Genomic DNA, 20,962 nt, shown 5'->3' with positions numbered 1-20,962 from the left:
GCGGTAAAGTTAGGTAAATGGATGCTGCCGCCGCCCGCACGCTGCCGCAGGTGCTGTCCGCGCAGGCCGCGGCGCGCGGCGACGCCCCGGCGCTGCATTTCGAAGGCGCGGTGCTGCGTTACGCCGAACTGGAGGCGCATGTCCGGGCGCTGGCCGCGCGCCTGTGGCACGAATGGGGCGTGCGCCCCGGCGACCGCGTCGCCTGGCTGGGACTGAACCACCCGGCACAGGTCCTGCTGCTGTTCGCGCTGGCCCGCCTCGGCGCGGTGCTGCTGCCGCTGAACGTCCGGCTGGCGCCCGCCGAGTGGGACACGCTGCTGGCCCAGTGCACGCCGGCCCACCTGGTGCACGACGAGCCGTTCGCGCAGGCGGCCCAGGCGCTCGCCAGCAGCCGGGGCTTGCCGGTGCATGGCCTGCCGTCGCTGCAGGGCGCGGCGGCCGCCGCCGATGCGCCGGAGCATGCCGCCGCCGAGGCGCCCGCGCTGCTGGTCTTCACTTCCGGCACCACGCGCCAGCCCAAGGCGGCGGTCCACACCCAGGCCAACCTGCTGGCCAACATGCGCATCGCCGCCGCGACCCAGCGGATCACGGCGCGCGACGTGGTGCTGACGGTGCTGCCGCTGTTCCACGTCGGCGGGCTGTGCATCCAGACCCTGCCGGCGCTGTACGCAGGCGCGCAGGTGGTGCTGCTGGCGCGCTTCGCGCCGGAGGCGGCATTCGACGCGATCGCGCGCCACCGGCCGACGCTGACGCTGCAGGTGCCGGCCACCCTGAAGGCGCTGATCGAACACCCGCTGTGGCCGGCGGCCGACCTCGCCAGCCTGCGCGCGGTGTGGGCCGGCTCCAGCCTGCTGCCGGCGCCGCTGGTGCGGGCCTTCCATGCGCGCGGGCTGCCGGTGTGCAACGTGTACGGCGCCACCGAGACCGGCCCGTTCTCGATCGCGCTGCCGCCGGAGCGCGCCTTCGACCACGCCGGCTCCTGTGGCTGGCCCCCGGCCGGCGTCGAGGTGCGGCTGGCCGACCTGCAGCGCGGCACCGGCGAGCTGTGGGTGCGCGCGCCCAACGTGGTGCAGCGCTACTGGCCCGACCAGCCCGCGTGCGATGCCGAGGGCTGGTTCCACACCGGCGACCTGGCGACCCAGGCGGCCGACGGCAGCTACACCATCGTCGGCCGCGCCAAGGACCTGATCATCTCGGGCGGCGAGAACATCCACCCGGCGGAGATCGAGGGGCCGCTGGCCGAGCATCCGGCCGTGCTGGAGTGCGCCGCCTTCGGCGTACCCGACCCGCAGTGGGGCGAGGCCGTCGCCGTGGCGCTGGTGCTGCGGCCCGGCATGACGGCGAGCGACGAGGAGCTGCGCGCCCACCTGGCGGCGCAGCTGGCGCGCTACAAGCTGCCGCGCCACTGCCTGCGGCTGGACGCGCTGCCCAAGACGGCGCTGGGCAAGGTGCAGCGCCAGGCGCTGGTGGCGCTGCTGAAGGCGGCCTGAGACTACGCGGCCGCCGGTTCGGGCTGCCGCACCGCCTGCATCCGCGACGCCAGCCACACCAGCAGCAGCACCGGCACGCCCAGCGCCGCGGTGGCGGTGAAGAAGTGGGTGTAGCCGAAGTGCTCCACGTAGCTGCCGGAAAAGCCGGCCAGCCACTTGGGCAGCAGCAGCATCATCGAGCTGAACAGGGCGTACTGCGTGGCCGAGTAGTTCACGTTGGTCAGGCCCGACAGATAGGCGATGAAGGCGGCCGAGGCGATGCCCGAGGACAGGTTGTCGGCCGAGATCACCAGCACCAGCGAGCGCACGTCGTGCCCGCGCGAGGCCAGCCAGGCGAACAGCAGGTTGCTGGCGGCGCTGAGCAGCGCGCCCAGCATCAGCACCCGCATCACCCCCAGCCGCAGCGCCAGCACGCCGCCCAGGAAGGTGCCGGCCAGGGTCATGACCACGCCGAACACCTTGGTGATGTTGGCCACCTCCGCCTTGGTGTAGCCCATGTCGGCGTAGAACGGGTTGGCCATGATGCCCATCACCACGTCGCTGATGCGGTACACCGCGATCAGTGCCAGCACCAGCACCGCGTGGCTGCCGTAGCGGCGCAGGAATTCGGCGAAGGGCTCGACCACCGTCTCGCGCAGCCACTGGCCGGTGCTGCGCGCCGGCGGCAGCTCGCGCCGCATCGGCTCGGGCGAGAACAGCACGGTGAGCAGCCCCACGGCCATCGACGCCGCCATCGCCAGGTAGGCGGTGCGCCAGGCGGCGTGCTGGTAGCCGCTGGCGCCCGGGGCCTCGGCGTGGGCGGCGATCCAGAACACGCCGGCACCGGCCCAGATCATGGCCAGCCGGTAGCCGGTCTGGTAGGTGGCGGCCAGCGCGCCCTGCCGCTCGACGCCGGCCGACTCGATGCGGAATGCGTCCAGCGCGATGTCCTGCGTGGCCGATGCGAACGCCACGGCCAGTGCGCACGCCGCCACCAGCGTGCGATCGACCTGCGGATCGAACCAGGCCATGCCGACCAGGCCGGCGGCGATCGCCGACTGCGACAGCAGCAGCCAGCTGCGGCGCCGCCCGAGCAGGCGCGTGAGCAGCGGCAGCGGCAGGCGGTCGACCAGCGGCGCCCAGGCCCACTTGAAGGCGTAGGCCAGGCCGACCCAGGACAGGTAGCCGATGGTGGCCAGGTCGACGCCCGCTTCACGCAGGCGGAAGCTCAGCGTGCCCAGCACCAGCAGCAGCGGCAGCCCGGCCGAGAAGCCGAGCGCGAGCATGCGCAGCGCGGCCGGCTCCAGGTACACCCTCAGGCTGCTGATCCATCCGGCGGGGCGGCTCGTCTGAGGGCGCGTGGGGTTGTTGTCCGACATCTGCTCGACCGATCGCACTTATTATTGCTGCATGTGCCAGCTGTGTTACGCCGGGGCTTCGCCGCAGATGCGGCGGCGCAGCTTCATGGCACTGGTGGGCGCCGCTGCGGCGACCCCCGTGCTGGCGCAGGTCGAGGTCGGCCCGCCTTCGCGCATGCGCGGCCTGGTGCCGGCCGAGGAAATCGAAGCCGCCGCCACGCAGCAGTACTCGCAGATGATGGCGCAGGCCAAGCAGCAGGGCGCGCTGGCGCCGGAGAACCACCCCCAGTTGCAGCGGCTGCGCGCCATTGCCGCCCGCCTGATTCCGCAGAGCGTGCGCTGGAACGACCGGGCGCGCAGCTGGCGCTGGGAAGTCAACCTGATCGGCAGCAAGCAGATCAACGCCTTCTGCATGCCGGGCGGCAAGATCGCCGTCTACACCGGCATCCTCGACCAGCTGCAGCTCACCGACGACGAAGCCGCCATGGTCATCGGCCACGAGATGGCGCACGCCGTGCGCGAGCACGCGCGCTCGCGCATCGCCAAGGAGCAGGGCACCGGCGCGCTGCTGTCGCTGGGCGCGCAACTGTTCGGCCTGGGCCAGCTGGGCGACGTGGCCGCCAACATCGGCACCCAGCTGCTGACGCTGCGCTTCTCGCGCGAGGACGAGATCGAGGCCGACCTGGTCGGGCTGGAGATGGGGGCGCGAGCCGCCTACGTGCCTGAAGCGGCGATCTCGCTGTGGGAGAAGATGGGCCGTGCCTCGGGCGGCAACCAGGGGCCGGCTTTCCTGTCCACCCACCCGACCGGGCCGGACCGGCTGGCCCGCCTGCGCGACAACGTGCCGCGGGTGCGCGGCCTGTACCAGCAGGCGCTCGCCAGCCGCCGCTGACGGCTACCCGGCTTCAGGCCGCTGGCGGCCGAGCCGGCCACAGCACCGAGGCGATCGCCACCACCATCAGCAGCACCGCGGCGTAGTCCTGCCAGTGCAGCACTTCGCCCAGCCACAGCGCGCCGGAGAACACGCCCAGCACCGGGATGAGCATGACGCTCAGCGTCGAGGCCACCGGCGGCAGGCCGCGCGCCAGGTAGAACCAGGCGGCCTGGGCCAGCCCGCAGATCACGATGGCGTTGAAGGCGATGGTCCAGGTCGCCACGGCGTCGGGCGCGGCCCACAGATGGCGCTCGAACAGGATGGACAGCACGCCCATCACCACCGCGGTGAGCGCGATCATCCAGAACGACAGGGTCAATGTCGGCACCTCGATGCGGGTGCGTCGCAGCAGTTGCGTGCCCAGCGCCCAGCTGGCCGCCGAGAACAGCGCCAGCAGCACGCCGAGCGGCCGCCCCGCCAGCTGCGTCAGCTCGTGCCACAGCAGCAGCGCCACGCCGAGCGCCGCGGCGCCGACGCCGATCCAGCCGCGGCGCGAGAGCGCGGTGCGGAACAGCAGCGCGCCGATCACCGCCGAGAAGATCGGCATGGTGTAGCCCAGGATGGCGGCGCGTCCGCTGGACAGCGTTTGCACCGCCAGGATGATGCAGGCGTGCCAGACGAACATGTTGGTCGCCGCCAGCCACAGCAGCTCCGGCCAGTGCCGGCGTGGGATGGTGAACGGCGCCCGGGCCAGCACCAGCGTGGCGGCCAGGATCGGCAGGCCGAGCCCGATCGAGATCGCGCGGAAGGTCAGCGGCGGGTAGTGCGTCACGCCCAGCTTCATCACTGGCCAGTTGACACCCCACGACAGGGTCAGGAGCACCAGGACGACGAGCTGCTGGCGGCTGAGTTTGTGCATGGGGCGGATTGTCGGGCCCCCGCCGCGTCATTCCCGTGAAGGCGGGAATCGACCGCAAAGCACTTCGCGTGCCGCCTGCGCATTGCGCTGGATCCTCCGCCTGCGCGGAGCATGACAAGCGACGCCGCTCCCTACAATTCCCGCCCATGACCTTTCTCGAGATGCTGCAGCGCGCGCAGCAGCGCAACGACTCGATGCTGTGCGTGGGGCTGGACCCCGAGCCGAAACGCTTTCCCGGCGGCTGGCGCGGCGATGCGACCCGCATCGGCGAGTTCTGCGCCCGCATCGTCGATGCCACCGCCGACCTGGCCATCGCCTTCAAGCCGCAGATCGCCTACTTCGCGGCCCACCGGGCCGAGGCCCAGCTCGAGCATCTGATCGCCCACATCCGGCAGGTGGCGCCGCAGGTGCCGGTGATCCTGGATGCCAAGCGCGGCGACATCGGCTCCACAGCCGAGCAGTACGCGGCAGAGGCGTTCGAGCGCTATGGCGCCGATGCCGTCACGCTGTCCCCCTTCATGGGCTTCGATTCGGTCCAGCCCTACCTGGAGTACGAGGGCAAGGGCGCCTTCCTGCTGTGCCGCACCTCCAACCCGGGCGGCGACGACCTGCAGAACCAGCGGCTGGCCTCGGTGGACGGCACGCCGCTGCTGTACGAGCACATCGCGCGGCTGGCGCAGGGGCCCTGGAACCTGAACGGCCAGCTGGGGCTGGTGGTGGGCGCCACCTACCCGGCCGAGATCGAGCGGGTGCGCGCGCTGGCGCCGACGCTGCCGCTGCTGATCCCGGGCGTCGGCGCCCAAGGCGGCGATGCGCGGGCGACGGTGCGCGCCGGCTGGCGGCCCGACGCGCCGATCGTGGTGAACTCCTCGCGCGCCATCCTCTACGCGTCGGGCGGCGACGACTTCGCGCAGGCCGCGCGCGCCGAGGCACAGAAGACCCGCGCGCTGCTGGCTTCGGCGAAGCCGTGAACGCGACGCCGGCGTCAGCCGCTGTCGGCCTCGTGCACGCGGTCGGCGTTGGTGCTGCTGCGGGCGCCCTTCAGGTGCAGCTCGACATCGGAGGCGTCGGCGCCGACGGCGCGCACGGCCTCGCGCAGCTGGTCTTCGGTGCAATCGAGCTCGCGCGTCCAGCGGGCCCGCGACTGCGGGTCGTTCGGGTCGATGCGGTCCGGCGCCGCCTCGGGGGCGTTGGTCTGGGCCATTCGAAACTCTCCATGGCGAAGGCCCCAAGCTAGCGCAGCGGGCCGGCGGCGGCTGTAGGCTGCCGCCCCGGCCGGGCTCCTGAACGCAACCACATGCAAGCATTCCCTTCCGGCGCTCCCGCCGTGGCCGTGGTCGGCGCCGGCATCGTCGGCACCAGCATCGCGCTGGCCCTGCGCCGCCGCGGCGCCGAGGTGCTGCTGGTGGACCGGGACGAACCCGGGCGCGGCTGCAGCTACGGCAATTCCGGCGCGATCAGCGTGTCCTCGGTGGCGCCGCTGGCGATGCCGGGCGTGCTGGCGTCGGTGCCGGGGATGCTGCTGGACGACGAGAGCCCGCTGTACCTGCCCTGGCGCTACCTGCCGCGCGCGCTGCCGTGGCTGGCGCGGTTCGTGGCGTCGGCGCGGCCGGCCGCCGTGCAGGCCGCGGCGGCCCGGCTGGCGGCGCTGCAGGCCGGTGCGTTGGAGGCGCACGAAGCCATGGCGCGCGGACTCGGCGTGCCGGAGCTGTTCCTGCGGCGCGGCCACCTGCACCTGTACCCCGACGAGCAGGCCCTGGCCAAGGACGCCACCGGCTGGCCCCTGCGCGAGGCCGCCGGCTTTCGCGCCGAACGGCTCGACCGGGCCGGCATCGAGGCGCTGGAGCCGGCGGTGTCCGAGCGCTACCGGATCGGCCTGTTCCTGGCCGATCACGCCACCATCCTCAATCCCTTGCGCTACGTTCAGGCCATGGCCGGCGCGTTCGCGGCCGGCGGCGGGCGCATCGCCCGCGCCGATGTCAGCGGGCTGGCGCAGCGGCAAGGGCGCTGGCAGCTGCGTGCCGCCGGCGCGGCGGATGGGCGCGCGTTCGACCACGTCGTGGTCGCCGCCGGCGCCTGGTCACGGGCCCTGCTGGCGCCGCTCGGCGTGCGGCTGGCGCTGGAAAGCCAGCGTGGCTACCACGCGCAGTTCGCCGGCGGCCGCGACCTGGTCTCGCGGACCGTGGTGCTGGCCGACCGCAAGGTGTTCGTCACGCCGATGGAAGAGGGCTTGCGCATTGGCGGCACGGTGGAGATCGGCGGCCTGGCCGCGCCGCCCGACGAGCGCCGTGCCGCCGTGCTCGGCCGCATCGCGCGCGAGAACTTCCGCGGCCTGCAGGACCTGCCCATGCAGACCTGGATGGGCCACCGGCCCTGCATGCCCGACTCGGTGCCGGTGGTCGGCCCGGCGCCGGGCCACCCGGGGCTGTGGCTGGCGACCGGCCATGGCCACCTGGGGCTGACCCAGTCGCTGGCAACGGCGCGGCAGATCGCGGACGGCCTGCTCGGCGCCGCAGCCGCCAGCTGAAGGGTGCGGTTCAGAGCAGCCGCTGCAGGTACTTGCCGGTGTGGCTGGCGGGGTTCGCCGCGATCGCTTCCGGCGTGCCCGCCGCCACCACGGTGCCGCCGCCATCGCCGCCTTCCGGGCCCATGTCGATCACCCAGTCGGCGGTCTTGATCACGTCCAGGTTGTGCTCGATCACGACGATGGTGTTGCCGGCGTCGCGCAGCTGGTGCAGCACCTTCAGCAGCAGGTCGATGTCGGCGAAGTGCAGCCCGGTGGTGGGCTCGTCCAGGATGTAGAGCGTCCGCCCGGTGTCGCGCTTGGACAGCTCCAGCGCCAGCTTGACCCGCTGCGCCTCGCCGCCCGACAGGGTGGTGGCCGCCTGGCCCAGCTTGATGTACGACAGGCCCACGTCCAGCAGGGTCTGCAGCTTGCGCGCGATCGCCGGCACCGGCTTGAGGAACTCGTGCGCGTCCTCCACCGTCAGGTCCAGGATCTGGGCGATGTTGCGGCCCTTCCACTGCACCTCCAGCGTCTCGCGGTTGTAGCGCTGGCCCTTGCAGACGTCGCACGGCACGTACAGGTCGGGCAGGAAGTGCATCTCGACCTTGACCACGCCGTCGCCCTGGCAGGCCTCGCAGCGGCCGCCGGCCACGTTGAAGGAAAAGCGCCCCGGTCCGTAGCCGCGCTCCTTGGCCGCCGCGGTCTCGGCCATCAGCTCGCGGATCGGCGTGAACAGGCCGGTGTAGGTGGCCGGGTTGCTGCGCGGCGTGCGGCCGATCGGCGACTGGTCGACGTTGATCACCTTGTCGAACTGATCGATGCCCTCGATCTCGTCGTGCGGCGCCGGCTCCTCGTGCGCCCGGTACAGCGTGCGCGCCACCGCCGCGTACAAGGTGTCGTTGACCAGGGTCGACTTGCCCGAGCCGGATACCCCGGTCACGCAGGTCAGCAGCCCGACCGGGAAGTCGACGGTCACGTGCTTCAGGTTGTGGCCGCGGGCGCCGGCAATGTGCAGGCGCTGCACCGCGCCGGGCTTGCCGCCCGGCACCGGCAGCCAGGCGTGCCGCTTCTTCGGCACCGGGATCTGCAGCGTGCCGGCCATGTAGCGGCCGGTCAGCGACCCGGGGTTGTCCTGCACGTCCTGCGGCGTGCCCTGCGCCATCACCTGGCCGCCGTGCAGGCCGGCGCCCGGGCCCATGTCGACCACGTGGTCGGCGGCGCGGATCATGTCCTCGTCGTGCTCGACCACCAGCACGCTGTTGCCCAGGTCGCGCAGGTGGTGCAGGGTGCCGATCAGGCGGTCGTTGTCGCGCTGGTGCAGGCCGATGCTGGGCTCGTCCAGCACGTACATCACGCCGGTCAGGCCGGAGCCGATCTGGCTGGCCAGCCGGATGCGCTGGGCCTCGCCGCCCGACAGCGTCTCGGCGCTGCGCTCCAGGCTGAGGTAAGTCAGGCCGACGTCGTTGAGGAACTTCAGCCGCGCGGCGATCTCGCGCACGATCTTGGCGGCGATCTCGGCCTTGGCGCCGGACAGCTTCAGCTCCTCGAACCAGGCCTGCGCGTCCGCCAGCGTGACGCGCGCCACCTCGTGGATGGTGCGGGCCTGTTCGCCTTCACCGACGCGCACGTGCCGTGCTTCCGGGCGCAGCCGGGTGCCGCCGCATTCGGGGCAGGGCTGCAGGCTGCGGTGGCGGGCCAGCTCTTCGCGCACCACCGCCGAATCGGTTTCGCGGTAGCGCCGCACCATGTTCGGGATCACGCCCTCGAACGGGTGCTTGCGCGTGACCTTGCGGCCGGCCGAGGCGCCCGACTCCATCACGTAGTTGAACTTGACCTCTTCCTCGCCGGTGCCCTGCAGCACCGCCTGCTGGATCGCGGGCGGCAGGTCCTCGAACGGCTCGTCGACGCTGAACTTGTAGTGCCGTGCCAGGCTCTCGACCATGCTGAAGTAGTAGGGGTTGCGCCGGTCCCAGCCCTTGATCGCGCCGGACGCCAGCGACAGCGAAGGGAAGGCGACCACCCGCTGCGGGTCGAAGAACTCCAGGCAGCCCAGGCCGTCGCAGGCCGGGCAGGCGCCCACCGGCGTGTTGAAGGAGAACAGGCGCGGCTCCAGCTCGGCGATCGACCAGTGGCAGATCGGGCAGGCGAAGCGGGCGTTGAACAGGTGCTCGCGCCCGCCGTCCATCTCCAGCGCGATGGCGCGGCCGTCGGCCAGCCGCAGCGCGGCCTCGAAGCTCTCGGCCAGGCGCTGCTGCATGCCTGGCCGCACCTTGAGGCGGTCGATCACCACGTCGATGTCGTGCTTCTCGTTCTTCTTCAGCCCGGGCAGGCGGTCCGACTCCAGCACCTGGCCGTCGATGCGAAAGCGCACGTAGCCCTGGGCCTGCATCTGGGCGAACAGCTCCTCGAACTCGCCCTTGCGCTCGCGCGCCACCGGCGCCAGCACCATCAGCCGGGTCTCGGCCGGCAGCGCCAGCACCGCATCGACCATCTGCGAGACGGTCTGGGCGGCCAGCGGGAGCCCGTGGTTGGGGCATAAGGGCGTGCCGGCGCGGGCATACAGCAGGCGCAGGTAGTCGTGGATCTCGGTCACCGTGCCCACGGTGGAGCGCGGGTTGTGGCTGGTCGCCTTCTGCTCGATGGCGATCGCCGGCGACAGGCCTTCGATCAGGTCGACGTCGGGCTTGTCCATGAGCTGCAGGAACTGCCGGGCGTAGGCCGACAGGCTCTCGACGTAGCGCCGCTGGCCTTCGGCGTACAGGGTGTCGAAGGCCAGCGAGGACTTGCCCGAACCGGACAGGCCGGTGATCACCACCAGCGCATTGCGCGGCAGGTCGAGGTCGATGTTCTTGAGGTTGTGCGTGCGCGCACCCCGGATGGCGATGCGCTGGTCCTGCAGCGAGCGCGCGAGGTACTTGCCTTCGTCGGGAATGTTCAACGGCTGGGGCGGGCTGGGAAAACCCGCCATGATAGGCCGCGGGGTCGGCGCGGCGGCAGGGCCGGTCGCCCCTTGCCTGACAATGCGGGCTGCCCCGGGCCTTACCGTCCAGCCCGGCGGCGCCTGTTTCCCCGTGACCCCAGCTTCTTCCCGCTCCTCCCACCGCATGACCCCCGACGAGCGCCGCGCCAGCGGTTCGCTCTCGCTGGTGTTCGCCGCCCGCATGCTGGGCCTGTTCCTGGTGCTGCCCGTGTTCGCGCTGGAAGCGGCGCGCTACCCCGGCGGCGGCGATCCGGTGCTGGTCGGCCTGGCCATGGGCATCTACGGCCTGACCCAGGGCCTGCTGCAGATCCCGTACGGCATGGCGTCGGACCGGTTCGGCCGCAAGCGGGTGATCCTGCTGGGGCTGGCGGTGTTCGCCGCCGGCAGCTTCCTGGCGGCGGCAGCCGACAGCGTCTGGTGGCTTATCGTCGGGCGCTCCTTGCAGGGCGCCGGCGCGGTTTCAGCGGCGGTCACCGCCCTGCTGGCCGACCAGACCCGCGACCAGGTCCGCACCAAGGCGATGGCGCTGGTGGGCGCCAGCATCGGCCTGATGTTCGCCGTTTCGCTGGTGGCCTCGCCCGTGGTGGCGCGCTGGATCGGGCTGTCGGGCCTGTTCGCGCTGACCGGGGTGCTGGCGCTCGCCTGCATGGCGGTGGTGGCCTGGTGGACGCCGCCGGAGCCGGCCGCCCATGCGAACCCGCCCAAGGGGCGGCTGGCCGAGGTGCTGCGGTACGCGCCGCTGTTGCGGCTGAACGTGGGCGTGTTCGTGCTGCATGCCGTGCAGCTGGCCATGTGGGTGGCGCTGCCGGGCTTGCTGGTGCAGGCCGGACTGGACAAGGACAGCCACTGGATGGTGTACCTGCCGGCGATCACGGCAGCGGTGGCGGTGATGGCCGCCACCCTGTTCCCGCTGGAGCGGCGCGGCTACCTGCGCGCCGTGTTCCTGGCCTCGATCGGCCTGCTGCTGCTGGCCCAGCTGGGCTTTGCCGTGCTGGCCGGCCAGCCGGCGGTCTGGCCACTGGGCCTGGTGCTGTTCGTCTTCTTCATCGGCTTCAACGTGCTGGAGGCCACCCAGCCCAGCCTGGCGTCGCGGCTGGCCCCGGCGCACGCCCGCGGGGCGGCCCTGGGCGTATACAACACCCTCCAGTCGCTGGGCTTCTTTGCCGGCGGCGCGGTCGGCGGCTGGCTGGCCAAGCACGTTGGGGACGCGGGGCTGTTCGCCGCCTGCGCCGGTGCCCTGCTGCTCTGGCTGGTGGTGGCCTGGCCCATGCGGGCGCCGGGCCGCTCGCCTTCGCCGGAGGAAGTGCTGGCGGACGAAGCCCGCGCTACGTAACCCCATAATCGACCGATCTACCGGAGGAGCACCTCAATGGCATCCGTCAACAAAGTCATCATCGTTGGCAACCTCGGCCGCGATCCCGAGATGCGCACCTTCCCGAGCGGCGGTCGCGTCTGCAACGTCACCATCGCCACCACCGACAAGTGGAAGGACAAGCAGTCCGGCGAGCCGCGCGAGCACACCGAATGGCACCGCGTGGTGTTCAACGACCGGCTGGCCGAGATCGCCGGCGAGTACCTCCGGAAGGGCTCGCAGGTGTATGTCGAGGGCACCCTGCGCACCCGCAAGTGGACCGACCAGCAGGGCGTGGAGAAGTACAGCACCGAGATCCGCGCCGACACCATGCAGATGCTGGGCCGCCGCGAAGGCATGGGCGGCCCCTCGGCCGGTGACGACTACGAAGGCGGCGGCGAGCGCCGCGCCCCGGCCGCGCGCCAGCCGGCCCCGGCGCCCCAGCGCGCCCCGGCCGCTCCCAAGTCCGCGTCCGGCTTCGAGGACATGGACGACGACATCCCGTTCTGACGCCCTGAACGTCCCCGGCGCCCGGCCCGGGCGCCCGCAGCGGCCATCCCTGCTGACCTTGTGGCGACCCGGGCCCGTTCCTGCGGCTGCCGCGCTATCCGTGCTCTGATGCTCCCTTTCGTCGCCCGGAGGGATCCATGGACACGCGCTTCACCCGCCAGTTCGGCATCCAGCTGCCCATCGTGGGCGCACCCATGGGCAAGGTCGCCGGCGGCCGGCTGGCGGCGGCGGTCAGCGCGGCCGGCGGACTGGGCCTGATCGGCGGCGGCTACGGCGAGGCCGACTGGCTCGAGCGCGAGTTCGCCGCCGCCGGTGACGCCCGCATCGGGGTCGGCTTCATCACCTGGTCGCTGGCGAAGCAGCCGCAGCTGCTGGAACAGGCGCTGGCGCACCGGCCGGCGGCGGTGATGCTGTCCTTCGGCGAGGTGGCGCCGTTCGCGCCGCGCATCCGCGAAGCCGGCGCCCGCCTGATCTGCCAGGTCCAGACCGTGGCGATGGCGCGCGAAGCGCTGGCGGCCGGCGCCGACGTGCTGGTGGCCCAGGGCAGCGAAGCCGGCGGCCACGGCCTGCAGCGCGCCACCTTCACCCTGGTGCCGGAAGTGGCCGACCTGATCGCACGCGAGGCTCCGGACACGCTGCTGCTGGCGGCCGGCGGCGTCGCCGATGGCCGCGGGCTGGTCGCGGCGCTGGCGCTGGGCGCCGACGGCGTGCTGGTCGGCACCCGCCTGCTGATGAGCCCGGAGGCGCTGTTCCCGCCCGGCCTGCAGGCCGCTGCCCGGGCCGCCGATGGCGACCTCACGGTGCGCAGCACGGTGCCCGACCTGGCGCGCCGCTACGTCTGGCCGCCCGGCTTCACCGCCCGCATCCTGCACACCGGCTATGCCGCCGAGTGGCATGGGCGAGAGCAGGAGCTGGTCGAACCGCCGGTGCTGGCCCGCGAGGAGGCGCGCTACTGGCGCGGCGTCGCCGAGGGCAACCCGCAGGACACCTGCGTGATGGTGGGCGAGGGCGTGGGCCTGATCGACGACGTGGCGCCGGCGGCCGAGCTGGTGCGCCGGATGGCGGCGCAGGCGCGCGAGTGCCTCAGCGCGCTGCCGCGGCGATGACGCCGCCGCCCAGGCAGACCTCGCCGTCGTAGAGCACGGCCGACTGGCCCGGCGTCACCGCCCATTGCGGCTGCGGGAACTGCAACTGGAAGGCGCCGTTGGCGCCGGCCGCCAGCACGCAGGGCGCGTCGGCCTGGCGGTAGCGGGTCTTCGAGCCGTAGGCGCCGGCGGCCGGCGCGGCGCCGGCGATCCAGCTCGCATCCTGCGCCTCCAGCGCGACCGACTGCAGCCAGGGGTGGTCGTGGCCCTGCACCACCCACAGCGTGTTGGCGGCCACGTCCTTGCGCGCCACGAACCAGGGGGCGTGCTCGCCGCCCCCCTTCTGCGCCCCCTTGGGCTTGACGCCGCCGATGCCCAGCCCCTGCCGCTGGCCGAGCGTGTAGAACGACAGGCCGTGGTGCTGGCCGATCACCCGGCCGCGCTCGTCCTTGACCGGGCCGGGATCGCGCGCGATGTAGCGGTTGAGGAACTCGCGGAACGGCCGCTCGCCGATGAAGCAGATGCCGGTGGAGTCCTTCTTCTTCGCATTGGGCAGGCCGATCTCGGCGGCGATGCGCCGCACCTCGGTCTTGCGCAGCTCGCCCACCGGGAACAGGCTGCGCGCCAGCTGTGCCTGGGTCAGCCGGTGCAGGAAGTAGCTCTGGTCCTTGCTCTCGTCCAGCCCCTTGAGCAGCTCGAAGCGGCCGTCGGCCTCGCGCACCCGGGCATAGTGGCCGGTCGCGATCTTGTCGGCGCCCAGCCGCATGGCGTGGTCGAGGAAGGCCTTGAACTTGATCTCGGCGTTGCACAGCACATCGGGGTTGGGCGTGCGGCCGGCCTGGTACTCGCGCAGGAACTCGGCGAAGACCCGGTCCTTGTAGGCGGCGGCGAAATTGACGTGCTCGAGCTCGATGCCGATCACGTCGGCGACCGCGGCGGCGTCCAGGAAGTCCTGGCGCGACGAGCAGTATTCGTCGTCATCGTCGTCCTCCCAGTTCTTCATGAAGATGCCGACGACGTCCCAGCCCTGCTGCTTGAGCAGCCAGGCGCTGACCGCGGAGTCGACCCCGCCGCTCAAGCCGACCACTACCCTGCGACTGCTGCCCATGGGTGGATTATCCCGGCGCCGCCCTTGCCCGCGCCGGATCAGGGATCAGCCGTCGCGCTGGAGCGGCCCGTGCACCGTCACCAGCGCCAGCGGGTAGCGGATGCCGGCCAGGTAGTCCTCGATGCCGCGCAGCACCGCGGGGCTGCGGTGGCGCTCGCGGCTGGCGCGCACCTCGTCCGGCGTCATCCACAGGACGCGCACGATGCCGTCATCCAGCGGCCGGCCGGACCGCGGCTCGGCGACGCGGCCGCAGAACGCGAAGCGCAGGTAAGTCAGGTCCTCGCCCCCCGCCGCGTGCGGCGCCGGCGCCAGGTAGATGCCGACCAGCGCCGTCGGCTCGAACGGGTGGGCGGTTTCCTCCAGCGCCTCGCGGGCGCAGGCCTGCGCCGGCGATTCGCCCGGCTCCAGGTGGCCGGCCGGGTTGTTCAGCTTGAGTCCATCGCGGGTTTCTTCCTCCACCAACAGGAAGCGGCCGTCCCGTTCGATGATGGCGGCGGCGGTGACGTTGGGTTTCCAGCGCTGCATCGCGCCGATTGTCAGGTCTCGTATTCCTCGGAGCCCTGGACCCAGATGAAGGACTGCACGTCGATCATGTCGCGCGCCCGGAAGCCCATCCGGCGGTCGAGGTCGCGCCGGATGATGGCGCCGAACGTCAGCAGCCCCTGGTACACGCCCCAGGACGGCTCGGGGCGGTAGCCGAAATCGAAGCCGTACGCCCGCGCCGCCTTGCGCGTCACCCGGGGCTTGAGGAACAGGTGGCGATCGGGCCGGGCGATGAAGCCGAACACCGTCACCACCGGCCAGGTCAGCACGCGTGCGTCGCGCCGGGGCAGGTCGGCCACCGCCTGCACCCAGTCGTCGAACTTGCGGTGCGGCGCGCCGCGCCCGTACAGGAAGGCGTACAGCTCGTGCGCGAACAGGCGCGCCCCGGCCGGCGTGCGCAGGGCGTCGCGCAGGGCCATCTTCTCGAACGAGAACAGCAGGTTGGTGCGCGACTCGATGCGGATGGCGATGTCGGCGATCTGCCGGAACTCGCCGCGCGCCAGCAGCTTGCGGAATTCGGCCGGCCCCAGCTCCGCCTGCCATTCGAGGTGGGCCCGCTCCTTGTACGCGCGCTCGGCAATCAGGTAGGTTTCGTCCAGGAAGCCGTCCGGGTAATAGAGCTCGAACTTGCGCCGGGCACGCGCGGCACCCAGGTAGCAGACACCATTGGCACGGGCGCCGGTCAGGGGTGAGGAGAGGAAGGCGGGGCGTGGCATCCGGGCAGTCTTTGGTGGCCGAAAAGCTCATCGGCGTGGGACGCCGGCTTGCGTCGGTGTAGGACCGCTCCCAGCCCAGCCGCGCAGCGGCCGGGCGGCGCTGCAGAGTTCAGGTAAGCTTGAACCAACTTTTACAAGCACAGAAAAAGCGAGGAGTCCGCCCATGCAGATAGGCGTGCCCGCCGAGACCACGGCGGGAGAAACCCGCGTTGCCGTCACGCCGGAAACCGCGAAGAAGCTGAAGGCGCAAGGCCACACGGTGCGGGTCGCGTCGGCGGCCGGCCTGGCCGCCAGCGCGCCGGATGCGGCCTACCTCGCCGCCGGCGCGGAGATCACCGACCAGGCCGGCGCGCTCGGCTGCGAGCTGGTGCTCAAGGTGCGGGCGCCGCAGGACGACGAACTGGCGGCCATGAAGCCGGGCGCCACCGTGGTCGGCATGCTCAACCCCTTCGATGCGCCCGGGCTGCAGCGCCTGGCGACGGCCGGCCTGACGGCGTTCGCGCTGGAGGCGGTGCCGCGCACCACCCGGGCCCAGAGCATGGACGTGCTGAGCTCGCAGGCCAACATCGCCGGCTACAAGGCGGTGATGATCGCGGCCGACCGCTACCAGCGCTTCTTCCCCATGCTGATGACCGCCGCCGGCACCGTGAAGGCGGCGCGGGTGGTCATCCTGGGGGTTGGCGTGGCGGGGTTGCAGGCCATCGCCACCGCCAAGCGGCTGGGGGCGGTGATCGAGGCCTCGGACGTGCGTCCGTCGGTCAAGGAGCAGGTCGAGTCGCTCGGCGCCAAGTTCATCGACGTGCCCTACGAGACCGCCGAGGAAAAGGAAGCGGCCGAAGGCGTGGGCGGCTATGCCCGGCCCATGCCGCCGAGCTGGCTGGAGCGGCAGAAGGCGGAAGTCGCCAAGCGGGTGGCCCAGGCCGACGTGGTGATCACCACCGCCCTGATCCCCGGCCGCGCGGCGCCGGTGCTGGTGACCGAGGAGATGGTCCAGTCGATGAAGCCGGGCTCGGTGATCGTCGACCTGGCGGCGCCGCAGGGCGGCAACTGCCCGCTCACCGAGCCGGGTCGCACCGTGGTCAAGCACGGGGTCACGCTGGTCGGCGAGACCAACCTGCCGGCGCTGGTGGCGGCCGACGCCTCGTCGCTGTATGCCCGCAACGTGCTGGACTTCCTCAAGCTGATCGTGAACAAGGAAGGCCAGCTGAACATCGACCTGGACGACGACATCGTGGCCGCGTGCCTGATGGCCAAGGACGGGGAAGTCAGGAGGAAGTGACCGTGGAAGTCAGTCACACCATCACCAACCTCATCATCTTCGTGCTGGCCATCTACGTCGGCTACCACGTGGTCTGGACCGTCACGCCGGCGCTGCACACGCCGCTGATGGCCGTGACCAACGCCATCTCGGCCATCGTCATCGTCGGCGCCATGCTGGCGGCGGCGCAGACCGAGACCTGGGCCGGCCGGGCCATGGGCATCCTGGCGGTCGCGCTGGCGGCGGTGAACATCTTCGGCGGCTTCCTGGTCACCCGGCGCATGCTGGAGATGTTCAAGAAGAAGGACAGGAAGTCGGAGCGCGCCCAATGAGCATGAACCTCGTCGTGCTGCTGTACCTGGCGGCCTCGGTCTGCTTCATCCAGGCGCTCAAGGGCCTGTCGCACCCGACCACCTCGATCCGCGGCAATGTCTTCGGCATGGCCGGCATGGCGATCGCCGTGCTGACCACCGCTGCGCTGATCGTCGAGCTCTCCGCCGGCTCCGGCCGCGGCCTGGTCTGGGTCCTGCTCGGGCTGGTGGCCGGCGGCGCCTACGGCGCCTACCGGGCACGCACGGTCGAGATGACCAAGATGCCGGAGCTGGTCGCCTTCTTCCACAGCATGATCGGCCTGGCGGCGGTGTTCATCGCCGTGGCCGCGGTGCTGGAGCCCTCGGCGCTGCTCAACGGCCTGCCCAAGGGCGACCCGATCCCGACCGGCAACCGGCTCGAGCTGTTCCTGGGCGCGGCCATCGGCGCGATCACCTTCAGCGGCTCGGTGATCGCCTTCGGCAAGCTGTCGGGCAGCTACAAGTTCCGGCTGTTCCAGGGCGCGCCGGTGGTGTTCGCCGGCCAGCACCTGCTGAACCTGGTGCTGGCGCTGGTCACGATCGGCCTGGGGCTGGTGTTCACCTTCACCGGCAACTGGACCGCGTTCTTCGCCATGCTGGCGCTGTCGTTCGTGCTGGGCGTGCTGATCATCATCCCGATCGGCGGCGCCGACATGCCGGTGGTGGTGTCGATGCTCAACTCGTACTCGGGCTGGGCGGCCGCGGGCATCGGCTTCTCGCTGAACAACAGCATGCTGATCATCGCCGGCTCGCTGGTGGGCAGCTCGGGCGCGATCCTGAGCTACATCATGTGCAAGGCGATGAACCGCTCGTTCTTCAACGTGATCCTGGGCGGCTTCGGCGGCGAGGCCGGCCCGGCGGCGACCGGCGCGGCGGTGCAGCGCACGGTCAAGAGCGGCAGCGCCGAGGACGCCGCCTTCCTGCTGTCCAACGCCGAGACGGTGGTGATCGTGCCCGGCTACGGGCTGGCGGTGGCGCGCGCGCAGCACGCGGTCAAGGAACTGGCCGAGAAGCTCACCCACAAGGGCGTCACCGTCAAGTACGCCATCCATCCGGTGGCCGGCCGCATGCCGGGCCACATGAACGTGCTGCTGGCCGAGGCCGAGGTGCCCTACGACCAGGTGTTCGAGATGGAGGACATCAACGGCGAGTTCGGCCAGGCCGACGTGGCCATCGTGCTGGGCGCCAACGACGTGGTGAACCCGGCCGCGCTGCAAAAGGGCAGCCCGATCTACGGCATGCCGATCCTGGAGGCCTACAAGGCCAAGACCGTGATCGTCAACAAGCGCTCGATGGCCGCGGGCTACGCCGGCCTGGACAACGAACTGTTCTACATGGACAAGACCATGATGGTGTTCGGCGACGCCAAGAAGGTGGTCGAGGAGATGGCCAAGGCGATCGAATGACCGGCTGTCGGCTGCGCGAATAGGGTTAACACAGCCGCAAGAAGGCATGCCCCGCGACACAATCCGCGGGGCCGTTTTTTTGCCCCGCGGCGTCGCGCCCGGGGCTTTCTTCCATCGAAGACCGCGGAGGAGAGAACCATGAGCAACGACTACCCCTGGCTCAGTGCCTATCCCGCCGGTGTGCCGGCCGAGATCGACCCCGCCCAGTACCGCTCGCTGGTGCAGCTGATGGAGGAGGCTTTCCGCAAGAACGCGGACCGCACCGCCTACAGTTTCATGGGCAAGGACGTGACCTTCCGCGAGACCGACTCGCTGAGCCAGGCGTTCGCCGCCTACCTGCAAAGCCTGGGGCTGGCCAAGGGCGACCGGGTCGCGATCATGATGCCCAACGTGCCCCAGTATCCGGTGGCGGTGGCCGGCATCCTGCGCGCCGGCATGGTGGTGGTGAACGTCAACCCGCTGTACACCCCGCGCGAGCTGGAGCACCAGCTGAAGGACTCGGGCGCCAAGGCGATCGTCATCATCGAGAACTTCGCCAACACGCTGCAGCAGTGCATCTCGGCGACGCCGGTCAAGCACGTGGTGCTGGCGGCCATGGGCGACCGGCTCGGCCTGCTCAAGGGCGCGCTGGTCAACTACGTGGTGCGCAACGTCAAGAAGATGGTGCCGGCCTGGAACCTGCCGGGCGCAGTGCGCTTCAACGACGCCATCGCCCAGGGCACGCGCGCCACGCTCAAGCCGGTGGACATCCAGCCGGACGACGTGGCGGTGCTGCAGTACACCGGCGGCACCACCGGCGTGTCCAAGGGCGCGGTACTGCTGCACCGCAACGTCATCGCCAACGTGCTGCAGTCCGAGGCCTGGAACGCGCCGGTGATGAACAAGGTGCCGGCCGGCCAGCAGCCCACCAGCATCTGCGCGCTGCCGCTGTACCACATCTTCGCGTTCACCGTCGGGATGATGCTGAACATGCGCACCGGCGGGAAGCTGATCCTGATTCCCAATCCGCGCGACCTGCCGGCGGTGCTCAAGGAGTTGTCCAAGCACACCTTCCACAGCTTCCCGGCCGTCAACACGCTGTTCAACGGCCTGGCCAACCACCCCGATTTCAACAAGGTCGACTGGAGCAACCTGAAGGTCTCGGTCGGCGGCGGCATGGCGGTGCAGGGCGCGGTCGCGCAGAAGTGGCTGGACAAGACCGGCTGCCCGATCTGCGAGGGCTACGGCCTGTCGGAGACCTCGCCGTCGGCCAGCTGCAACCCGGTGACCAGCGCCGCCTTCACCGGCACCATCGGCGTGCCGCTGCCGTCCACCGTCATGAAGTGCGTGGACGACGACGGCAATGAAGTGCCGATGGGCCAGCCCGGCGAGATCGCGATCAAGGGTCCGCAGGTGATGGCCGGCTACTGGCAGCGCCCGGACGAGACCGCCAAGGTCATGACCGCCGACGGCTTCTTCAAGAGCGGCGACATCGGCGTCATGGACGAGCGCGGCTACTTCAAGATCATCGACCGCAAGAAGGACATGGTGCTGGTCTCGGGCTTCAACGTCTACCCGAACGAGGTCGAGGACGTGGTCGCCGGCATGCCGGGCGTGCTCGAGTGCGCCGTGGTCGGGGTGCCCGACGAGAAGACCGGCGAGGCGGTCAAGCTGGTGGTCGTCCGGAAGGACCCGGCGCTGACCGAGCAGCAGGTGCGCGAGTTCTGCCGCGCCAACCTGACCGGCTACAAGCAGCCGCGCGTGATCGAGTTCCGCACCGACCTGCCCAAGACGCCGGTGGGCAAGATCCTGCGCCGGGAGCTGCGCGACAAGACCTAGCCCATGCGCACCGCCATCGTCTCCGCCATGCACGAGGAGCTGGCCGCCGTGCTGGACCTCATGCCCGACGAGAGCCGGCAGGTCGCGGCCGGGCGCGAGTTCTGGGTCGGCCACCTGCACGGCCGCGAGGTGGTGGCGGTGCTCTCGCGCATCGGCAAGGTGGCGGCGGCGACCACGGCCACCCTCCTCATCGAGCGTTTCGACGTCGGCGAGATCGTCTTCACCGGCGTGGCCGGCGGGCTCGCGCCGGGGGTGCAGGTGGGCGACGTGGTGGTGGCCGACCGCTTCCTGCAGCACGACCTGGACGCCTCGCCGATCTTCCCGCGCTACGAGGTGCCGCTGTACGGCACCAGCGAGTTCCACACCGATGCGGCGCTGACACAGCGGCTGGCCGCTGCCGTGGCCCGCGCCCTGCCAGCGGCGCGACTGCACCGCGGGCTGGTGATCAGCGGGGACCGCTTCGTGTCCACCACGGCGGAAAGCCGCGCCCTGCAAGCCGAACTGCCGCAGGCGCTGGCGGTGGAGATGGAGGGCGCGGCCGTCGCCCAGGTCTGCCACGACTGCGGCGTTCCCTTCGCGGCCGTGCGCACGATCTCCGACCGCGCCGACGACGCAGCGCCCGGCGACTTCACCCGCTTCGTGCGCGAAGTCGCCAGCCCGCATTCGGCGGCGATCGTCCAGGCGCTGCTGGCCTGACGCCCCGGGTGCCGC

The 20,962-nt window shown here is 71.4% G+C and carries 19 protein-coding genes; 12 read left to right on the top strand and 7 right to left on the bottom strand.

Annotation, left to right across the window (positions count from 1 at the left end):
• Positions 1–17 precede the first annotated feature (17 nt).
• Complete coding sequence (locus tag PE066_RS10475) at positions 18–1,490, top strand: class I adenylate-forming enzyme family protein (RefSeq protein WP_271232484.1); 1,473 nt, start codon at positions 18–20, stop codon at positions 1,488–1,490.
• Positions 1,491–1,492: 2 nt separating this feature from the next.
• Here the strand turns inward: PE066_RS10475 and PE066_RS10470 are convergent, their stop codons facing one another.
• Positions 1,493–2,848 (bottom strand): AmpG family muropeptide MFS transporter, encoded by a 1,356-nt coding sequence (locus PE066_RS10470; protein WP_271236556.1) that lies wholly within the window; start codon positions 2,846–2,848, stop codon positions 1,493–1,495.
• Positions 2,849–2,879: 31 nt separating this feature from the next.
• On the opposite strand from PE066_RS10470, the gene PE066_RS10465 reads away from it, so the two are divergent.
• On the top strand, positions 2,880–3,719 hold the full coding sequence (locus tag PE066_RS10465) for a M48 family metallopeptidase (protein ID WP_271236476.1): 840 nt from the start codon (positions 2,880–2,882) through the stop codon (positions 3,717–3,719).
• A gap of 13 nt (positions 3,720–3,732) precedes the next feature.
• On the opposite strand, the gene PE066_RS10460 is transcribed toward PE066_RS10465, so the two are convergent.
• Positions 3,733–4,620 carry a DMT family transporter gene (locus PE066_RS10460; RefSeq protein ID WP_271236475.1) on the bottom strand — a complete coding sequence of 296 codons (888 nt, stop codon included), beginning with the start codon at positions 4,618–4,620 and terminating at the stop codon, positions 3,733–3,735.
• 146 nt (positions 4,621–4,766) lie between these two features.
• Between PE066_RS10460 and pyrF the strand changes: the two genes are divergently transcribed.
• On the top strand, positions 4,767–5,591 hold the full coding sequence (gene pyrF, locus PE066_RS10455; protein ID WP_271236474.1) for an orotidine-5'-phosphate decarboxylase: 825 nt from the start codon (positions 4,767–4,769) through the stop codon (positions 5,589–5,591).
• 14 nt (positions 5,592–5,605) lie between these two features.
• On the opposite strand, the gene PE066_RS10450 is transcribed toward pyrF, so the two are convergent.
• Positions 5,606–5,824, bottom strand: a complete 219-nt coding sequence (locus tag PE066_RS10450; RefSeq protein WP_271236473.1) for a DUF3606 domain-containing protein — start codon at positions 5,822–5,824, stop codon at positions 5,606–5,608.
• 93 nt (positions 5,825–5,917) lie between these two features.
• On the opposite strand from PE066_RS10450, the gene PE066_RS10445 reads away from it, so the two are divergent.
• On the top strand, positions 5,918–7,147 hold the full coding sequence (locus PE066_RS10445; RefSeq protein WP_271236472.1) for an NAD(P)/FAD-dependent oxidoreductase: 1,230 nt from the start codon (positions 5,918–5,920) through the stop codon (positions 7,145–7,147).
• Positions 7,148–7,157: 10 nt separating this feature from the next.
• Here the strand turns inward: PE066_RS10445 and uvrA are convergent, their stop codons facing one another.
• Positions 7,158–10,094: an excinuclease ABC subunit UvrA gene (gene uvrA, locus PE066_RS10440; protein ID WP_271236471.1), complete on the bottom strand. Its 2,937-nt coding sequence runs from the start codon at positions 10,092–10,094 to the stop codon at positions 7,158–7,160.
• A gap of 136 nt (positions 10,095–10,230) precedes the next feature.
• Between uvrA and PE066_RS10435 the strand changes: the two genes are divergently transcribed.
• The 3 genes from PE066_RS10435 (at position 10,231) to PE066_RS10425 (ending at position 13,073) form a co-directional block, all read left to right on the top strand.
• Entirely contained in the window at positions 10,231–11,439 is a 1,209-nt protein-coding gene (locus PE066_RS10435; protein WP_271236470.1) for an MFS transporter, read from the top strand.
• A 36-nt stretch (positions 11,440–11,475) separates the two neighbouring features.
• Positions 11,476–11,967 carry a single-stranded DNA-binding protein gene (gene ssb / locus PE066_RS10430; RefSeq protein WP_271236469.1) on the top strand — a complete coding sequence of 164 codons (492 nt, stop codon included), beginning with the start codon at positions 11,476–11,478 and terminating at the stop codon, positions 11,965–11,967.
• Positions 11,968–12,104: 137 nt separating this feature from the next.
• Positions 12,105–13,073 (top strand): NAD(P)H-dependent flavin oxidoreductase, encoded by a 969-nt coding sequence (locus PE066_RS10425; RefSeq protein WP_271236468.1) that lies wholly within the window; start codon positions 12,105–12,107, stop codon positions 13,071–13,073.
• Here PE066_RS10425 and mnmA read toward each other — a convergent pair.
• Genes mnmA through PE066_RS10410 form a run of 3 tightly spaced genes read right to left on the bottom strand, consistent with a single transcriptional unit; the run spans position 13,051 to position 15,419 of the window.
• Positions 13,051–14,160: a tRNA 2-thiouridine(34) synthase MnmA gene (gene mnmA / locus PE066_RS10420; protein ID WP_271236467.1), complete on the bottom strand. Its 1,110-nt coding sequence runs from the start codon at positions 14,158–14,160 to the stop codon at positions 13,051–13,053. The two genes, PE066_RS10425 and mnmA, sit on opposite strands and share 23 nt — an antisense overlap.
• A 45-nt stretch (positions 14,161–14,205) precedes the next feature.
• Positions 14,206–14,685 carry an NUDIX hydrolase gene (locus PE066_RS10415; RefSeq protein ID WP_271236466.1) on the bottom strand — a complete coding sequence of 160 codons (480 nt, stop codon included), beginning with the start codon at positions 14,683–14,685 and terminating at the stop codon, positions 14,206–14,208.
• Positions 14,686–14,696: 11 nt separating this feature from the next.
• Positions 14,697–15,419, bottom strand: coding sequence for a hypothetical protein (locus PE066_RS10410; protein WP_271236465.1), 723 nt, complete (start codon positions 15,417–15,419; stop codon positions 14,697–14,699).
• A 163-nt stretch (positions 15,420–15,582) separates the two neighbouring features.
• Here PE066_RS10410 and PE066_RS10405 point away from each other — a divergent pair, with 163 nt between their 5' ends.
• From PE066_RS10405 to PE066_RS10385, 5 genes are all read left to right on the top strand, one after another.
• Positions 15,583–16,698 (top strand): Re/Si-specific NAD(P)(+) transhydrogenase subunit alpha, encoded by a 1,116-nt coding sequence (locus tag PE066_RS10405; RefSeq protein ID WP_271236464.1) that lies wholly within the window; start codon positions 15,583–15,585, stop codon positions 16,696–16,698.
• 2 nt (positions 16,699–16,700) lie between these two features.
• Positions 16,701–17,009 (top strand): NAD(P) transhydrogenase subunit alpha, encoded by a 309-nt coding sequence (locus PE066_RS10400; protein ID WP_271236463.1) that lies wholly within the window; start codon positions 16,701–16,703, stop codon positions 17,007–17,009.
• A complete protein-coding gene (locus PE066_RS10395) occupies positions 17,006–18,433 on the top strand; it encodes an NAD(P)(+) transhydrogenase (Re/Si-specific) subunit beta (RefSeq protein ID WP_271236462.1) in 1,428 nt (475 codons plus the stop codon). Before PE066_RS10400 ends, PE066_RS10395 begins: the two co-directional genes overlap by 4 nt.
• 138 nt (positions 18,434–18,571) lie before the next feature.
• Positions 18,572–20,251, top strand: coding sequence for a long-chain-fatty-acid--CoA ligase (locus PE066_RS10390; protein ID WP_271236461.1), 1,680 nt, complete (start codon positions 18,572–18,574; stop codon positions 20,249–20,251).
• Between the two features lie 3 nt (positions 20,252–20,254).
• Positions 20,255–20,947, top strand: a complete 693-nt coding sequence (locus PE066_RS10385) for a 5'-methylthioadenosine/adenosylhomocysteine nucleosidase (protein WP_271236460.1) — start codon at positions 20,255–20,257, stop codon at positions 20,945–20,947.
• Positions 20,948–20,962 lie beyond the last annotated feature (15 nt).

The organism is Ramlibacter tataouinensis, assembly GCF_027941915.1.
Lineage (GTDB): Bacteria > Pseudomonadota > Gammaproteobacteria > Burkholderiales > Burkholderiaceae_C > Ramlibacter > Ramlibacter tataouinensis_C.
Note: the sequence above shows the minus strand (reverse complement) of the source record. Positions and strands in the feature narration are given on the sequence as shown.

Bases quoted from the DNA above. Each gene is read 5' to 3' on its own strand.
- PE066_RS10475 (WP_271232484.1), top strand. From the start codon at position 18: ATGGATGCTGCCGCCGCCCGCACGCTGCCGCAGGTGCTGTCCGCGCAG.
- PE066_RS10470 (WP_271236556.1), bottom strand. From the start codon at position 2,848: ATGTCGGACAACAACCCCACGCGCCCTCAGACGAGCCGCCCCGCCGGA.
- PE066_RS10465 (WP_271236476.1), top strand. From the start codon at position 2,880: ATGTGCCAGCTGTGTTACGCCGGGGCTTCGCCGCAGATGCGGCGGCGC.
- PE066_RS10460 (WP_271236475.1), bottom strand. From the start codon at position 4,620: ATGCACAAACTCAGCCGCCAGCAGCTCGTCGTCCTGGTGCTCCTGACC.
- pyrF (WP_271236474.1), top strand. From the start codon at position 4,767: ATGACCTTTCTCGAGATGCTGCAGCGCGCGCAGCAGCGCAACGACTCG.
- PE066_RS10450 (WP_271236473.1), bottom strand. From the start codon at position 5,824: ATGGCCCAGACCAACGCCCCCGAGGCGGCGCCGGACCGCATCGACCCG.
- PE066_RS10445 (WP_271236472.1), top strand. From the start codon at position 5,918: ATGCAAGCATTCCCTTCCGGCGCTCCCGCCGTGGCCGTGGTCGGCGCC.
- uvrA (WP_271236471.1), bottom strand. From the start codon at position 10,094: ATGGCGGGTTTTCCCAGCCCGCCCCAGCCGTTGAACATTCCCGACGAA.
- PE066_RS10435 (WP_271236470.1), top strand. From the start codon at position 10,231: ATGACCCCCGACGAGCGCCGCGCCAGCGGTTCGCTCTCGCTGGTGTTC.
- ssb (WP_271236469.1), top strand. From the start codon at position 11,476: ATGGCATCCGTCAACAAAGTCATCATCGTTGGCAACCTCGGCCGCGAT.
- PE066_RS10425 (WP_271236468.1), top strand. From the start codon at position 12,105: ATGGACACGCGCTTCACCCGCCAGTTCGGCATCCAGCTGCCCATCGTG.
- mnmA (WP_271236467.1), bottom strand. From the start codon at position 14,160: ATGGGCAGCAGTCGCAGGGTAGTGGTCGGCTTGAGCGGCGGGGTCGAC.
- PE066_RS10415 (WP_271236466.1), bottom strand. From the start codon at position 14,685: ATGCAGCGCTGGAAACCCAACGTCACCGCCGCCGCCATCATCGAACGG.
- PE066_RS10410 (WP_271236465.1), bottom strand. From the start codon at position 15,419: ATGCCACGCCCCGCCTTCCTCTCCTCACCCCTGACCGGCGCCCGTGCC.
- PE066_RS10405 (WP_271236464.1), top strand. From the start codon at position 15,583: ATGCAGATAGGCGTGCCCGCCGAGACCACGGCGGGAGAAACCCGCGTT.
- PE066_RS10395 (WP_271236462.1), top strand. From the start codon at position 17,006: ATGAGCATGAACCTCGTCGTGCTGCTGTACCTGGCGGCCTCGGTCTGC.
- PE066_RS10390 (WP_271236461.1), top strand. From the start codon at position 18,572: ATGAGCAACGACTACCCCTGGCTCAGTGCCTATCCCGCCGGTGTGCCG.
- PE066_RS10385 (WP_271236460.1), top strand. From the start codon at position 20,255: ATGCGCACCGCCATCGTCTCCGCCATGCACGAGGAGCTGGCCGCCGTG.